The sequence below is a fragment of the Bernardetia sp. MNP-M8 genome (genome assembly GCF_037126285.1).
Taxonomy (GTDB): domain Bacteria; phylum Bacteroidota; class Bacteroidia; order Cytophagales; family Bernardetiaceae; genus Bernardetia.
Genome location: NZ_CP147012.1, coordinates 2,628,444 through 2,645,814 on the forward strand (window position 1 = coordinate 2,628,444; position 17,371 = coordinate 2,645,814).

At 30.2% G+C, this 17,371-nt stretch carries 8 protein-coding genes; 5 read left to right on the forward strand and 3 right to left on the reverse strand.

What is annotated here, in order from left to right:
* Window positions 1–2 precede the first annotated feature (2 nt).
* The 3 genes from V9L04_RS10830 to cdaA all read right to left on the reverse strand — a co-directional run bounded on the left by V9L04_RS10830 (window position 3) and on the right by cdaA (window position 5,716).
* Window positions 3–2,333: a tetratricopeptide repeat protein gene (locus V9L04_RS10830; protein ID WP_338794157.1), complete on the reverse strand. Its 2,331-nt coding sequence runs from the start codon at window positions 2,331–2,333 to the stop codon at window positions 3–5.
* A 45-nt stretch (window positions 2,334–2,378) separates the two neighbouring features.
* Complete coding sequence (locus V9L04_RS10835) at window positions 2,379–4,538, reverse strand: TonB-dependent receptor (protein ID WP_338794158.1); 2,160 nt, start codon at window positions 4,536–4,538, stop codon at window positions 2,379–2,381.
* Window positions 4,539–4,918: 380 nt separating this feature from the next.
* Entirely contained in the window at window positions 4,919–5,716 is a 798-nt protein-coding gene (gene cdaA / locus V9L04_RS10840) for a diadenylate cyclase CdaA (protein ID WP_338794159.1), read from the reverse strand.
* Between the two features lie 405 nt (window positions 5,717–6,121).
* Here cdaA and V9L04_RS10845 point away from each other — a divergent pair, with 405 nt between their 5' ends.
* The 5 genes from V9L04_RS10845 (at window position 6,122) to V9L04_RS10865 (ending at window position 17,322) form a co-directional block, all read left to right on the forward strand.
* Entirely contained in the window at window positions 6,122–10,051 is a 3,930-nt protein-coding gene (locus V9L04_RS10845; protein WP_338794160.1) for a response regulator, read from the forward strand.
* A gap of 250 nt (window positions 10,052–10,301) precedes the next feature.
* A complete protein-coding gene (locus V9L04_RS10850; RefSeq protein ID WP_338794161.1) occupies window positions 10,302–12,686 on the forward strand; it encodes a 7TM diverse intracellular signaling domain-containing protein in 2,385 nt (794 codons plus the stop codon).
* A 211-nt stretch (window positions 12,687–12,897) separates the two neighbouring features.
* Window positions 12,898–13,197, forward strand: a complete 300-nt coding sequence (gene raiA, locus V9L04_RS10855) for a ribosome-associated translation inhibitor RaiA (RefSeq protein WP_338794162.1) — start codon at window positions 12,898–12,900, stop codon at window positions 13,195–13,197.
* A gap of 128 nt (window positions 13,198–13,325) precedes the next feature.
* The gene (locus tag V9L04_RS10860; protein WP_338794163.1) at window positions 13,326–14,168 is read left to right on the forward strand and encodes a hypothetical protein; all 843 of its coding nucleotides are present in this window, start codon (window positions 13,326–13,328) and stop codon (window positions 14,166–14,168) included.
* A 103-nt stretch (window positions 14,169–14,271) separates the two neighbouring features.
* Window positions 14,272–17,322 (forward strand): SMC family ATPase, encoded by a 3,051-nt coding sequence (locus V9L04_RS10865; protein WP_338794164.1) that lies wholly within the window; start codon window positions 14,272–14,274, stop codon window positions 17,320–17,322.
* Window positions 17,323–17,371 lie beyond the last annotated feature (49 nt).

Below are 17,371 nucleotides of genomic sequence, written 5' to 3' on the forward strand. Positions count from 1 at the left end.
CTCTATACCTTCAACCCCACCACAGCAATATCATCTCGTTGTTCTGTTCCTTGTTGGTGTTGGTCTAAAGTTTCATTGAGTTTTTGTTCTTGTATTGCTAATGGTTGTGCTTTAATTTCATCCAATAAAGCAACAAATTTTTTAGAACCATATTTTTTTCTTTTGATATTATTTTGATCAGCATAGCCATCACTACTTAGATAAAATACAGTACCTTTTTGTACTGAAAAAGTATGCGATTCAAATCCTTTGTCATAGTTGGTTTTTCCTCCTACTGATTTTCTAGAACCTTTTATTGTTTTTAATTCTTGATTGGGTTCATAATAATAAAGAGGTTGCTTGGCTGCTGAAAAAGCAATTTCTGCTCCTTCCTCTTTTCTAGTTATACGGAGAACTGAAATATCCATTCCATCAGTATTTCCTGTTTCTTCTTGTTGTAAGGCTAATCGTAATCTAGCATGAAGTTGATTTAATATTTCAGTAGGTTGAGTAGCTTTATCTGATTTTACAATTTGGTCTAATAATGAACTTCCAATAAAAGTCATGAAAGCTCCCGAAACGCCATGCCCAGTACAGTCAGCCAATACAAATATAGTTGTATTTCCTTTAGAATAAGTCCAATAAAAATCTCCAGACACTACTTGTTGAGGACGATAGATGATAAAAATATCTTTAAAATAACGGCTAATTGTAGTTAGGGTCGGTAATGTCGCATTTTGTATAAGTTGTGCAGAAGCAATGCTTTGATCAATTTTCTTTTTATAATCTAATAATTCTCCATTGGTTAATTCTAAAGAGTTTTGGTGTAAAGCTACTTGTTGTCTTTCTTGCTCTAGTTTTTCGTTGAGTCTTTGTTGTTGGAAAAAAGCAAAAAGCATAGCTACTAAAATAATAGAAATAAGTCCAATTCCAATATATGTATAGTTGGCTTGGGTTTCTTCTTCTTTTAATTGTAGGTCTTTGAGTCTTTTTTCAGCATTTGATAGTTCTAATTCTTTTTCTTTTTCTCTTTTTTCTAAGCGTTCTTGAATGAGTTCCCGATTTTGTAATTCTTTTTCATTCTGTAGTTCCCTTAATGCCTGATTTTTTTGTTCTGCTTCTAATTTTTGTTGTGTTATGGCAAGAGCCTGTTGAGTACGTTCTTTAGCCAGTCGGAAAGATTTTATCTCAGCTACTCGTAACTGTTTTTCTTGTTCTAATAACTTGAGTTCTTGTTCTTTTCTTTCTGATTCTAACTTTAATTGCTGAACAGTAAGTTGTTGCTCTTTTTTTTCAGATAATTCTTTTTGAATGGCACTTTCTTCTTTTTCTGCTTCTATCTCTTTATCAATTAAGTTTTGTTTCTTTTCTTCTTCTATTTTCTGAGTTCTTTCTAAAAAAGATTGAGATTTTTTATACGCATATTGTGCAGCTTGAAAATTATTTTCCATATTATACAATTCAGAAAGCACTTTATAAGATTCTGCTTGTAATGCATTATTCTGTAATTCTTCTCCTATTCGTATCGCTTTTTGTAAATTTTCAGAGGCTTCTATAGTATTACCATTTATCAAATAAGTAGCAGCCAAAAAATTAAGCGAACTAGCTATGCCATTTTTGTTACCTGCCTTTTTTTGTATAAAGATATTTTCCTTCAATTTATTAATAGCTGACTCTACATCTTTTAAATAAATAAGATTAGTAGCCATATTTACATAAAGTGCATTTTTATCTTCTGCATTTAAGGATTGGTTTGAATCAATCAAACGCTGATTCATATCCAATGCTTTCTGAAAATACTCATTTGCTTCCTTATTTTGACTATTTTTCTTTTTTAAATATCCTAAATTATTGAGAAGTATAGCATACTTAGGAGAATCTTCTTGATAAAAAAAAATCAACTTTGTAGTATATTCTATGGCCTTTTGAATGTTGTCTTGTTTTTTATAAATCTCTGCTAACTGATTGTAAAGAGTTAGTTTTTCTTCTTCATTGGAAAGAGACAAAAGTAGGTGATAGGTTTTTTCTGCTTGTTGATAATTACTGGTAATAGTTTGTAGGTTGCCTATTTTTTCTAAAACATTTTTTTCCTCTTGACTAGATAACTGATTGCTATTATATATTCTCTGATAATAATCTATTGCCTTATTGTATATTCTATTCTTTTCATAATAGAGAGCAATATTTTTTCTACTATTGTTTTTTTGTTCTATAGTAGTTGCATTTTCTAACTCAACAATTAAATTATCCAAACTTTGTGCTTTTACAGAAGTACAGCAAAAAACACCTCCTATAAGTAGTAAAAGGAATAGAGAATAAATGTTTTTTAACTTTAAAAGGATATTTATTTTCATTAAATTTTTATATGCGACTATTTTTTATTGATTTAATTCATGAAACTAGATGCTAATACTAAAACCTGCCCAAAAAGAACGTCCTATATGTTCTCCTTTTGCATATTCTACCGAATTATCTCCTAAAATATTTTTTATAGATATAAACGAATTGATTTTATTTGTTAGTCTGTAACGTGCTGTAAGATTCAAAAGTAATTTTGAATTTATAGGATAAATACCCCTTACTCCATCCATTTGTTCTGTATTTTGACGATGATAATAAGTTTGGCTACTCAAAAAATAACCTAATGTATTGATATTTAGTTTTGAAGAAATCAAATAGTTGAAATAAACACCTCCAAATAAGGCAGGGGTAGATTCGTGTTGTTTGTCTTCTGTTGTATTTATATTAAAAATTAAAGGGTCATATCCCAAAATAAGCTCACTCGTTTGGGAGGTATTTAGATAAGGACTATAATTTTTTAATTCTGTTGTCTGTAAAGTCAGATAAGGTTTGAATTGCCATTTTTCTGTAACAATATCAGACGAAACAGTAATGCCATGTTGTAGAGCTTCTAAAGCTACATTTTGAATAATAATAGGATCAAAACCTATTATTTCTCCTTCAGGAGTAATGGAAGAAGTCGTTTCTTGTCTAACAACTTCGGTGTAATTAGAAAATTTACTTCTGAAAATTTCTACATTTAGATCTACTTTTTCCGAAATTTGATAACGTAATCCTGCTTCCCATAAATCTCCCTGTAGTAACTTGAGTTCTGTATTTCCCTGAATGGTCGTAACCAAAGAAAAAAGTGGATCTTCTGAAATTTGAGAAACTGTACGTTCATTGAAGTAAAGTTCGACAAACAAAGGGGCACGATAAGCTCTTGAGACACCTGCTCTTACTAATAATTTTGGACTTGGTTTATAGGTAACAGCACTTTGATAAGAAAAATAGTTGTCCGACGGATTATTAAAAGCATCTACATGAATCCCTAAAACAATTCTCCATCTTTGAGTAGGGGCATAATTAGCACTTAATCCTGCTGCATAATTTTTTAATACTTCTTTGCCTTGCAAAATAATCGAAGTTTTATCATCAAAAGTAGCTTCTCTATAATTTAGAAGTGGTTTGAGGCGTAATTTATTTCCTATTCTAAAATTATATTCTGCGACTATATCATACGTTTCAAATCTACTCTCATTAGCAATACTTCCACCTATATAACCAGTTTCAATTCCTAAATCTTTATAATTGGTATTTAATCGCAAATAACTAGATTGAGATTCTAAATAACTCAAAATAGTACTTCTATTATCTGCATACGCTGTAAGCCCATTAGATTTTTCAAAACCTGCATCTACATTGAAAGATAAATTATCTGAATAATCATACGAACTAAATACATTGAAACTATATGCCTCTAATGCAATGTCTGTATTTCTGTTGTTTTTCTTAAAAGAGAGAAGAGGGTCTCCTGTTGATATTGACTTTAAAGAATCAATAGGAACATAGCTATTGTCAAAATGGTGGTACAATAAATTATCATAACGTTCTCTTCGTTGTGTGTTTCCACTTACTCGTATAGATAATTTTTCAGATTTATAGCCTGCACCTACATAATTAAGTACTGAATTGTGGCTTCCATAAGTAGTTTGAGCTGTTCCAAAATAACCTTTTCGCTTTTCTTGAGTAGTAATAATATTAATCACTCCAGACACAGCATTAGTACCATACAAAACTGAAGTTGTTCCTCTAATTACTTCTATTTGTTCTATATCACTAACTACAATAGGCAGTGCATGCCAAACTGTACTTCCTGTCAAAAAATTATGTACAATTCGGTTATTTACCATAACTAGTGTACTTGTATTCAAAGAAAGAGAAGTAATGTTATTCGGGCTAATATTGTCCATCCCACGCAAATGAATGTCATAATTTCCGTTTGACATTTCTCTGACAATTACCCCTGGAATTAAGCGCATAGCTTCAGGAATAGATAAACAACCAGCAGCCTCTATTTCTTCTCGGCTAAGTACAGAAGCCGAAAGAGGAACATCAAAAAGATTTTCATACTGCCTAGAAGCAGAATAAATTTCGGTGGCAAATTTATCTTTTTTTGGGAGTTCTAATATATCATCAATACTACTTTGATAGGATAGAAGAGAGTCGTATTGGATTTGCCCACCTTTCTGTGCATACAGAAAAAAAGGAAATAGCAAAAAATAAAAAAATATTAATAGAAAAAAACTATTTTTCATAAGTAAAAAAATGACCTTCTAAAAAAACCTTCTAAAAAAATAATAGTTAGGATTAATGATTAATTCAAAGGTAGAAAACAAATGAGTAAGAAGAAATATAAAAACAATAAATTGTTCTTTCTAAGTTAGTTAGATAGATGGTCAATGACCCTACCATTACTAAATTTTGGATAGGTTTGTTTAACAAAGATAACAATTAATTATCTTTTGGTACAAGTAATTTCAACAATTCGATACTAGTATAAACTTCTGTTGAATAAACCAACACAATTTTTAACCAACAAAAACTATCATAACTAGCCTGCTATATTGATTGTTTACCTTCCAAACCCTTATAAAATTTAATTCGGCAAAGGTACAGCATCAATTTCTTTTTCTTCAGCAGATAAATATTCGTTTAGCATCTGACGAGTCTGTTGAGGAGAGAGGTTTTTAGTAATTTCTCCGTTTTTTACAATAGAAATTTGTCCAGTTTCTTCCGATACCACCAAAATAAGTGTACTTGTTCCTTCGCTCATGCCGATAGCAGCACGATGTCGCATCCCTAAAGAAGCAGGAATTTGTTCGTTTGTCGAAAGAGGAAGTCTACAACGACCAGCCATTATACGACCTTTATAAAAAATAGCAGCACCATCATGTAACGGACTATTTTTAAAGAAAATAGAAGAAATAATTCGTTTTGATATTTTGGCATCAATAATATCTCCTGTTGCAGCATATTTTTCCATATCATCAAAACGAGAAATTACGATAAGTGCGCCTGTGCTTGTACGAGCCATTTCTTTTGTAGAATCTACAATAGCATCAATATTCCAAATAATATGTGCTGTATCTTTTCCAAAAAGAGTATTCCAAAACTCAGAATTAAAGGCAGGAGCTTTTCCGATTAAAAGTAAAAAACGACGGAGTTCATCTTGAAACAAAACCACAGCAGCCACTACACCAACACCCATAAACTGACCTAAAATAGAAGACAAAAGTTCCATTTCAGTTGCCTGTACAATAAGATACAAGAAGTACAGCGACAAAAAACCAATAAACACACGAAGTGCAACCGTTCCTCTGACGAGTTTATAAAAATTATAAATCAAAAGTCCAACCAGTAGAATATCAAAAACATCTACCCACTTTACTTCCAAAAATCCAATGTTGAAACAGAAAAACAAGCCTTTTTAGTGATTAGTGATAAATGATTAGTGATAAATGAATTTAAAAACCTCCAAATTCATCTGTCTTAAACAAAAGTAAGATAAAATAACAAATAAATCACTTGTAAAAAAGTAATCCTTTCAATTTTGGTACTAATTTTTTGTAAAATTGCAACGAATCAAGTATATTATTCTGCTGCGAAAAATGTTAAAACAAATAAATAGTGATTGAGTTAGTATTCGTCGAAAAAAAGGTTTATTTTAGCTAAACAAGCAAGATATTTGATTCAAATTCTGTTAATTAAACATTATCTGATAAATCAATTAGATAAAACCTCAAAATATAATTAGTTTTATTTCTGTTCTCAAAAGTCCAATTAAAAGCCTACACACTTTATGAAATGGTTTAATAGTTTTAAATTATCTACTAAAATAACAATTAGCTTTCTTATTATTACTGTCGTAGTAGGAGTGATGTCCGTTTATACTTTGATATCTATTGAAGACTTGCGTGAACGTTCAAAAGAAGTTTCCGAAGTTCACTTTGAAGGTCTTCGTTTGCTTACTCATATTGCAGAAGCCTATCCAATGATGCTTGTCAAGACTCGTGATGTGATTTTGTCTGAAACTCTTACACAGCGTAAACAGTATGCACAACAGATTACTAAAGACGAACGAGATATTGATGAGTGGACAAGACAGCTTGCCTCAAAGTTACCTTCTGAAAAAGAACAAGAATTGTATGAAAAATATACAACTTCGTTACAAGAATTTCACTCATTACGAGTTACTGCCTTAGGATTAGCTATTGATGAACAAGATTTGCAACAAGCGAATCAACTTATTTATGGTGAGCTGAATAAAAAGGCTGAGGAACTAAAAACGACACTTGATAATCTAATTGAAACAAAAGAAAAGATTGCAGCACAAGTACAAGAAGATAATGATAAATTAGTACAGCAAGCATATAAAACTCTAGGTGGTTTTGGTGGTTTGGTATTTCTAATTACTATTTTTATTCCTTTTTGGATAAAAGGACAAATAAGTCGTCCTATCGAAATCATGGAAGAAAAAGCTGAGCAAGTAGCTTTAGGAAATTTAGAAAACGTAGAATTCAAACTTAGAGGGCGAAATGATGAAATAGGAAAGTTAGGACAAAGCTTTAATGAAATTGTGAAAAGTCTGGGGCAGATTGTAACAAAAGCAAATGCTATTTCACAAGGAAATTATGATGTCCAACTTAATGTACGAGGAGAAAAAGATGATTTGAGTATTGCACTTAATGAAATGACACATTCTTTGCGTAATCAAGATTATTTAAAAGAGGGAGCAAACAAATTAAATGCACTGCTTTCTGGTCATTTTACGTCAAAAGAAGTAGGGCAAAAAAGTATTAGTTTCTTAGGTGAGTTTTTACAAGTTGGTTGTGCAGTTCTTTATATTTATGATGAAGAAGACAGAAAATTAAAACTGTATAGTTCGTATGCCTTTACTGATAGAGATAGACTTTCTAGTGAGTATTATTTAGGAGAAGGTGTTGTAGGACAAGTAGCTTACGAGAAAAAACCTATTATGCTCAGAAACATTCCTGACAATACTCAAAATATTACTACAGGGACAATAAGTAAAAGTCCGTCTTCTACTTATACGTTTCCACTTTTGTATGAAAATGAGCTTTGTGGCGTAATCGAATTGGCTAGTTTTGAGCCTTTTACAGAACTTAAAAAACAACTTATTACAAGTTCTGCCGAACTTATTTCTTCACATTTATATTCTGCTTTGCAAAGCGAACGAATCAAAAATCTTTTTGAAGTAGCACAAAGTGCAAAACGAGAAGCACAGTCAAAAGCCAAAGAAATAGAAAAAGCAAATGCACTTTTGAAAGAAGAGCAAATGCACGTTCAACAACAATCAGAAGAATTGCAACAGCAAAACGAAGAAATGCAACAACAAGCTGAAGAGCTTCAACAAACTAATGAAGAACTTCAACAGCAACAAGAACAACTTGAGAGACATCGTACAGAATTACAGATTCGTAATGAACAATTAACTGTTATTCAGGCAGATTTAGAAGAGCAGGCTGATGAACTTGGCAGAGCAAGTAAATACAAATCAGAGTTTTTGGCAAATATGTCACACGAACTCAGAACGCCTCTTAATTCTATTATTTTGCTTTCAGATATGCTTCGTCGAAATTCTTCTAAGAATTTATCCGAAAAAGAAGTGCAGAAATGTAGTATTGTTTATCAATCAGGAAATGATTTATTAAATCTAATTAATGATATTCTTGATATTTCGAAGATAGAAGCTGGAAAAATGAGCGTCAATATTTATCATTTCCACACAGGCGAACTACTTTCTCATCTTAAACCTTTGTTTGATGAACTTGCAAGACAAAAGAAACTAGATTTTATTGTGGATGACCAATTAGGAATTGAGTTATTTAATGATAGAGACAAAATTAGTCAGGTTCTCAAAAACTTTTTATCCAATGCCTTTAAGTTTACCAAAAAAGGTAGCGTAACAATTCGTATTACGAAAAGTAATCACGATAAACTACCTGTCAAAATTTCTGTTATTGATTCTGGAATTGGTATTCCTCACAACAAACAAAAGGTTATCTTTGAAGCCTTCCAACAAGTTGATGGTTCGGTATCAAGAGAGTTTGGAGGAACTGGTTTAGGTCTTTCTATTGCTCGTGAGCTTACAAACATGTTGGGTGGAGAAGTTCATTTGAGTTCAGAACACGGAAAAGGAAGCGAGTTTTATATGTTACTTCCAATCGAAAATCATATCGAAGAAGAAGATGCTAAAAAACGTAAATTAGATGTCGTTTATGATAAAAAAAGAAAGCCACAACTTCGTTCTAATGCTGATGATGTAGCACAAGTAAAAGAGCAGGCTGCTGAAAGAAAATATAAACGAGTAGCACAACTTGCCGTCGAAGATGACAGAGAAAATGCCAATCAAGGTGATGATATCATTCTGATTGTAGAAGATAATGTTGATTATGCAAATAGTTTGGTAGAAATTAGTCGTGGATTAGGTTTTAAGAGTGTTATTGCTGTTTCTGGAAAAGAATTTTGGCAAGATGTCGAATATTTTAATCCTTTAGGAGTTCTTTTGGATTTAGGATTGCCAGATATTACAGGAGCAGAGCTTTTAGAACAAATCAAAACCAAACCAAAATATCGTCATATTCCAATTACAATTGTTTCGGCTAGAGATAGAAATATCGAATTACTTGAAAAAGGAGCAGTTGGCTATCTTCAAAAACCAATTGAAGCAAAAGCTGTTCGTGATGAAGTGTTACGCTTGACTGGAATTTCGCATAAGTCTACAAAGCAAATGCTTATTGTAGAAGATGATGAGTTTCAACAAAATTATTTGTTAGAGCTATTTGATAAAGAAGGAGTTGTTTGTAAAGGAGTTGCAACAGAAGCAGCAGCTAAGCAAGAACTAGAAACAGGTAATTATGATATCGTAATTGCTGATTTGAAGCTAGAACAAGGAACAGGAATGGGACTTTGTAGATTTATAAAAGAACACAGTCTAAATATTCCAGTTATTATTTATACTGGAAAAGATTTGACAGCTTCTGAAAAAGAAGAAATGCGTTTGTACTCAGTAAGTGTAATTATCAAACATCCACAAGCCTATACTCAACTTTTAGAGAAAGCAAAAATGTTTTTGCATCAAGTACACGAGAAAAATCCTACAAAAGGTTCAACCAAAAAAGAAAAAGAAGAAACAACAACTAATTTAGAAACTAATGCAGAAAGTAATACAGAGAATTCAGAATCTGAAAATGTGACTACTTTTGCAGAAAGAGATAACAGTAATGATCACTTTAATAAAGAAACATCAGAAGATTTTGATTCTATTGTCAATAAAAGTTTAGAGTCTTACTTAGCTGATGAAGCTGATGAAGCTAATAGTGATGATTTACGAGGCAAACGTATTCTGATTGTTGATGATGACATTCGTAATGTGTTTGTAATGACTTCAGCCTTAGAAAATCATGATGCTGATATTATAGAAGCATTTAATGGAAAAGAAGCATTAGAAGTATTAGAAGAGGAATCTGTAGATTTGATTTTGATGGATATCATGATGCCAATCATGAATGGTTTTGAAACTATTGAAAATATCCGAAAACAAGAAAAATGGAAGGATTTGCCTATTATTGCCGTAACAGCAAAAGCACTTGAAGAAGATCGAAAAAAATGTCTTGAAGTAGGCGCAAATGATTATATGACAAAGCCAGTTGACTATACTATCTTGATGAAAAAAATCAAACAACATCTTAATAAGCAGAAAGCATAATACTTTTTGCTAAGTTTGCATAATGCAGAGATTGAATAAAATTTCTGCATTTTTTATTTATTCGTATAAGTGGATAAAAAATTGATTGAAATAGAATAAATTTACACAAATTGCACCTGAAATTAATGGCTGTTTTGTCAATAGTTTATTAATTTTTTTATATTCACATGGCTTAATAAATTTTTATTGTGAGTATAGTTTCAATATATCTTTGTCAGGAAGCCAAAAGATTCATATTTATAGATAAAAAATGTATAAAATTATTCTGTTGTTGTATTTATCTTTACTTATTACGTCTTCCTTTGGGCAAGATAATGTAATAACTATAAATCATTCGACAGATTTATTGAAAATAGGAAAACAAATTTATGTTTTAGAAGACACAAAAGGTAAATTGTCATTCGAAGAAATTCAAAAGTTAGAACAACAAGGAAAGTTTGAACTTCATCAAAAAGATATTTTTATAGAAACTTCGTCAGAAAGTGTTTTTTGGTTCAAATTTCAAACTCAAAACAAATCATCTACTGATATTTGGCTCAATATAAATACTACCTATTTGTGGGAAATTGATTTTTATAGTCCAGATTCAGCAGGAAATTATAACAAACCTTTTCAAACAGGAATTTTAAGAGTAGAACAAGAAAAAAAATATCCCTCCAATACCTTTTGGCTGCCTCTTCAAAAAGAAGAAAATACTTCTGTTCAAACTTATTATTTAAAAGTAAAAAGCGCACGTTCTTTAGAAGTACCTCTACTAGTAGGTAGTCTTCAAGCCCTAGAACAAGAAAAAGATAAAGGGGATTTCATAACAGCAGGTTTTGTAGGTGTACTTCTAATTATGTTTTTATACAATAGCTTTTTATATTTTGCTACTCGTAAAAAACTCTATTTATTATATGTATTTTATCTTTTTGGAATTGGGTTTTCTGTGACATTTGCTAATAATTATACTTATTGGTCAGAGTTTTTTGGAAAAGGAGAGTTCTACATTTGGATTCATACCCATATTGCAGTTTGGGTTACACCTGTTCAAATAACAGTCAGTCTTATTACTATTTTTTACCTTGAGTTAAAGAAAAATAATAAAATGCTCTACTATCTATTGATAGTTCTCATTTCTATAATATCTCTGATAGGGTTCTCTAACTTATTTATTCCATTACAAAAAATTCAGCCTATACATCAGTCTTTTCTTGTTATTAATGCAATAGTCAATCTTACTATTGCTTATTGGATAACATTTCAAGGAAAGAAAAATGGACTTTTTTATGCTCTTGGTTGGACTTTTTTATTTGTATCTATATTAATTTTCTTAATTACCATAAATGGAGTTATTCCTTATTTTACTTATACTCGTAATGCCGTTTATTTTGGAGTCGTTTTAGAAATTTGGCTTTTTTCACTTGCTTTAAGTGATCATATTCGTAGCCTAAGAAAAGAAAATAAAAGAGTCGTTCAGAATTTATTATTAAAGGCTGAAAAAGAAATTGAGATGAGAAATCAAATTATTGATAATCAGAAACACCTAGAAGAAGCCACAACAAATGCTACTAAGCTCAAAACTGCTAATCAAGAACGAATGATTTTGAGAGCAATTATTGATAATCTACCTATTTTTGTAGCAATGATAGATACAAAAGGACACTATATAATTGCCAATAAGATGTATGAAGATAGTTTCTTTTTACCTATTTCAACAATAGAAGGAATGCATCACACCAAAGTATTGCCAAAAAATATATCAGATATTCATATACCTTATTTAGAACAAGTAATGCAAGGAAAAGTAGTAGAGTTTGCTGACCCACTTCGGCTTCCTAACGGGCAAATGTTGCATTCGTATGGAAAATACTTTCCTGTTCTTGATGAAGACAAAAAATTGAAGTATGTAACTGTTTTTGTAACTGATGTAAGTGATTTGAAAAATAAAGAGCTAGAACTACAGAGCTTGAATGATACAAAAGATAAACTCTTTTCTATTATCTCTCACGATTTACGTAGCCCATTTGCACAGTTAAAAGGAGTTTTAGATTTATTTGAAAAAGGAGGCATTTCAGAAGCTGAATTAAAATACTTCCTTCCTGAAATTATCAAAAATGTAAATTATACTTCTGATTTACTGAATAATTTGGTCTACTGGGCAAAAAGCCAAATGACTGGTTTACATGCTGACCCAGAAGATTTTGATATTTATAAGTTAGTTGCCAACAAAGAAAATTTATTCAATAAAGAAATAAAAGGGAAAGATTTGAGTTTTACAAACCAAGTCGAACAAAGTACATTTGTCTATGCTGATAAGAATATGATAGATTTAGTTATCAGAAATTTAGTAGCTAATGCAATTAAGTTTTGTAGAAAAACAGATACCATCTTAGTCAAGTCTGAAGAAACAGCAAATGATTTTTTAATTATGCGAATAGTAGATACAGGAATAGGAATTTCTCCAAAAAATAAAAAGAAAATTTTTAACGAAGAAAATTTCACAACCTTAGGAACACATAAAGAAAAAGGAACAGGAATCGGACTCAAACTCTGTAAAGAATTTATTGAAGGAAATGGAGGCAAAATATGGATTGATAGTGAGGAAGGAAAAGGGACAATCTTCTCATTTTCACTGCCTACCAAATCAAAATAAAAAAGAATGAAAAAGTAGAATAAAAATTATTAAACTTTATAGCCTTACACTTGTTTTTATTCTGTGATTTATGTAGATTGAAACTAAAATGTAACACGAATTTAATATTAAATTCAATACTCATTAAAGTATTTTTTAAAATCAGTCTACAGCAAAGAATTTATTACGAAAAGTATAATATTTCATTTTTTTTACCTTAACCTCAATTTTTATGAAGTTAGAAATGTATTATGTCGATAATGATAGAAGCGACACACTAAGCGATTTTATACAAACGAAAGTCAATAAATTAGAGACTTTCTATGACGGAATCATCAACGGAGAAGTTTATATTCGTACCGAAAAAGGAGACCCTAAAAAAGAAAAAGTAGTCGAAATTCGCTTAAATGTACCAGGTACAAGTCTTTTTGCAAAAGAATCGGGAGAAACTTTTGAATCTGCTGCTGATGAAACAGTAGAAGCTCTGCGTCGTCAGATTAAAAAATTTAAAGAAAAAATGAGTACACACTAAGGCATTTTTTTGCTTTATGTATGACTTTAACTTTTAAAAACCTTTCAGAATAAACTTTTTAATTATTCTGAAAGGTTTTTTTATCTTTACAATATTAAAAGCTAAGTTTCTTATAATTTTATTCTACTATGAAAAATATAATAAATAACTCCATCAGGTATTCTATTCTTGGTATTTGTCTTGTTTTTGGTTTTTTATTTATAAGTTGTTCAGATTCTGAAAATGAAAGAGCAATTAGATGGAAGTTTCAAAATTTTGATAAGCTAACTTATAATTTTACTCAAAAAACAGAAGTTAGTCCACTGGGAGGAATTTTTTCAGCTTTTGGGATTACAAACACAGCAAAAGGAAAACTGACAATTGTACCTACCCAAGACGCAAAAGCAAACCTCGCCTTAGAGGATATGTATATGGGAGAAATGGGTAATATGATTTTACAAAACATGAAAATAGAAAATGAGGAGCTTAACAATTTGTCTATCAAAGGATTGAAATCTGATGGAACAATAGAAGGAGAAATAAGTGAGGCTATGAAGTTATTTTCCACAGGAATATTACCAATTCCGACAAAGGATTTGAAAGTAGGAGAATCTGTCAAAATAGAAACAAATATGTCTATTCCATTAGCAGATGAAAAAGTAACCATGACAGGTTTTCAAACACTCACACTCAAGTCTATTAAAGGTAATCTCTACACATTAAAAAATGATATTCTGATTGATAAATACCAAAATCCAAAACTAGAAAGTAAAATAAAAGAAGAAGACAAACCAGAAATAAAAGGAGAAGGAGAGTATATTTTTGATATAGAAAAAGGATATTTCACAGAGGGAGAAGTTGTACTAAAAATTCAGATGAAATTAGATAAATTACAAAATCAAGAAAATAGTGGTATGCAGTTCAACCTTGGTAATATGAGAATAAATTTTATCTCTACCATAAATCTTGATTTGATGAAGGAAAACAAATAATTTTTATGATTTAATAAAGGAAAAGGCAAGCCTTTTCCCTACGCTGAATTTCAATTCATTGCCTTTACTTCTAAAATCTAACTTCATACTTCTAAATTTTTTTATGTTTCCACTTTCATTATCTATCAACGGTCTTTATTCTTATAAAAAAAAGCATACTATTAAGTTTGATACACTTTCAGAAGCTGGTATTTTCGGTATTTTTGGAAAAGTAGGAAGTGGAAAATCCAGTATTTTGGAAGCGATTACTTTTGCTATTTTTGGCAGAACGGATAAGTTAAATATTAGTGGCGACAATAGATATTACAACATGATGAATTTGGACTCTGATGTTGTAGAAATTAGTTTTGAGTTTTTGGCAGGAAAAGAAAAAGAACATTTTATTTGTGAATTTATAGCCAAACGAAATTCCAAAAAATTTGATACTGTTACTAATTATAATCGAAGAGCAGCCAAAAAAACAAATGGAAATGATTGGCAAACCATTGAATTCGAAGAAGTAGAAACAGCGATTGGTCTTTCGTATGATAATTTTAAAAGAACAGTTATTATTCCACAAGGACAGTTTGCCGAGTTTTTACAGCTCAAACCTGCTGCTAGAATAGACATGATAAAAGATATTTTTTCGCTGCATGAATATGATTTGGCTGATAATACACGCAACTTGTTGAAAGAAACGAAAAACCAAATTGAAGTAATTGAAAATATAATTTCGCATCAATTTGAATACTTAACAGAAGATTTTATTCAAAACAAACAAACAGAAGTAGAAAACCTTATAAAATTAATTTCAGAACAAGAAAATCAAATTAATCAAAAAAATGAACAAAAAAGTCAGTTAGAAATCATTAAAGGAATTTTTGAAGAAAAAAATAGAAAGCAACTTCAACTGCAAAAACTTCAATCTCAAGAAGAAACTATAAAAAAGAGAGAAGAAAATTTGAATCAATTTATTTTAGTAAAAAATGAATTTGAACAAGATTTAAAAGACCAAAAAAGAATAATCATAAACTTAAATTCTATTCAAGAAAAGCAAAAAGAAACGCAGCAGGATTATCAAAAAACTCAAAAAAAATATGATAAAACTGTTGAGTTACAAAAAGAAATTTCTATTCAAAAAGAAGAAAACTTAAAAAAACTAGAGCAAATTGAACCTATAAATCAGCTTATCAAACTCAAAGAAGCAAAAGAAGAATATACAAAGAAAGCAGAAAGAATAGAAAATGGAACAAATCTAATTCTTCAAAAACAAGAAGAACTTCAAGCTATAAAATCTCAAATTAGTAAAGAAAAGAATGCTATTTCAGAATTTAAAAGTAAAATAATTGATACCGAAAACCTGCAAAATGCTTTTATTTGGTTTGATAAAAATGAAAATTTAGATAAAAATCAGTCTGAAATAAATAAAGAAGTAGAAAATGCAAAATCAGAAATTGAGAAAATTGAAACTGAAAAAACGACTTTTGAAACTAATAGATTACAACTATCAGAAAAAGAAATCACTCAAAATATAGAAAAAACAAATCAAGAAATTGAAAAATTGACAATGCAAAAAGGACTTCATCAAGCCGTTCATGCATTGGAAGATGGTCAGCCCTGTCCTGTTTGTGGTTCGGAATCGCACCCAACTATTTTAGATGTGGAGAATCTTGATAGTAATTTGAAATCACTCAAAAAACAGAAAAAAGAAGACGAACAAAATCTCAAGACACTTCAAAAAGAAGAAACAGAACTAGCTCATTTTGTAGAAAAAATTACAGAAAAGAAGGAAAGTTTAGACAAACAACTTCAAAAGCAATCAAGCATAAACGTAGAATTTGAAACTCATCAGAAAGTATTTTTAGAAAATAAGAGTAAATGGAAAAATCTATCTAAAACTGAAATCTTAAAAATTCAGAAAGAACAAAAAACAATTCAAATTCAAATCAAAAAAACTGAAAATCAGCTTTCAGAATTAGAACAAAAATCAGAAAAAATAAATGCTGAGATAGAAAAGTACAAACTAGGTTTGGAAGACATAAAACAAAAACATGCTTTACAAACTGGGCAAATAAAAGAATTAGAGCGAAATTCTGAAAAAGTAACTCAGTTGTACCTAAATTCTTCCATTTCAGAATTAGAAAAAATGATTGTAGAAATAAAGAATAATGCAGAAACATCAGAAAAAGAATTTTTGAAAAATCAAGAACAAGAGAAACAGTTTTTCCATCAAAAAAGTGAGTTAGAAGGAACACTAAAATCTATTCTTTCTCAACTCTCAGTTTTAAATGAAGAATTAGAAGTAAATCAAAAACAGATTTTGCAAAAAATAGATATTTTTAATAGAAATTTGAAAGACAAAGTAAATCAAGTTGATATTGAAACTATTCTAAAGCAAAAAATAGATACAGATAATGAACGAAAAGAAATTACGACTTTCTTTACAAATCTAAAAAATACTTTAGAAGATTATCAAAAATTAGAGCAACAAACTGAAGGAAAAAGCTATGAAAATGATTCATTTGAGAAACTTATCAAAGAAATAAAAGACCTCACTGCAAAACAAAAACAAGATATTTCTCAGCAAACTATCCTCAGTCAAGAAATCAAAAAGGCTGAAAAAGATAAATTAGAAAAAGCAGATTTAGAGAAAAAACTATCTAAACTTTTACAAAGACAAGATAATTTGCAAACACTCACAAAACTTTTTAAAGGTGGAAGTGGTGGTTTTGTTGATTTTGCTTCAACAGAATATTTAAGAAATTTGTGTAATCTGGCAAATGTTCGTTTTAGAGAGCTGACGCATCATTCTTTAGAACTAATTCTCAATGAAAGTAATGAATTTGAAGTAAGAGATTTTTTGAGTGAAGGCAAAACAAGAGCTATCAAAACGCTTTCAGGTGGACAGCTTTTTCAGGCTTCGCTTTGTGTTGCGCTTGCACTTTCGGAGAGTATGCGAAAACAACAAGAATTCTTTTTTATCGATGAGGGTTTTGGTTCTTTGGATAATGATTCACTTCAAATTGTCCTTAATACACTTCAAAGTCTACAAAAAGAAAATAAAGTAGTTGGTATTATTTCCCACGTAGAAAGTCTGCAACAAGAAATTAGAACGCATCTTCATATTCAAAAAAATCAAACTGAAGGAAGTGTTATTAAATTGGTTGCTGGGTAAATACATATAACTTATTGGTAAATGATTTTTTATGATAAAAGACAAGATA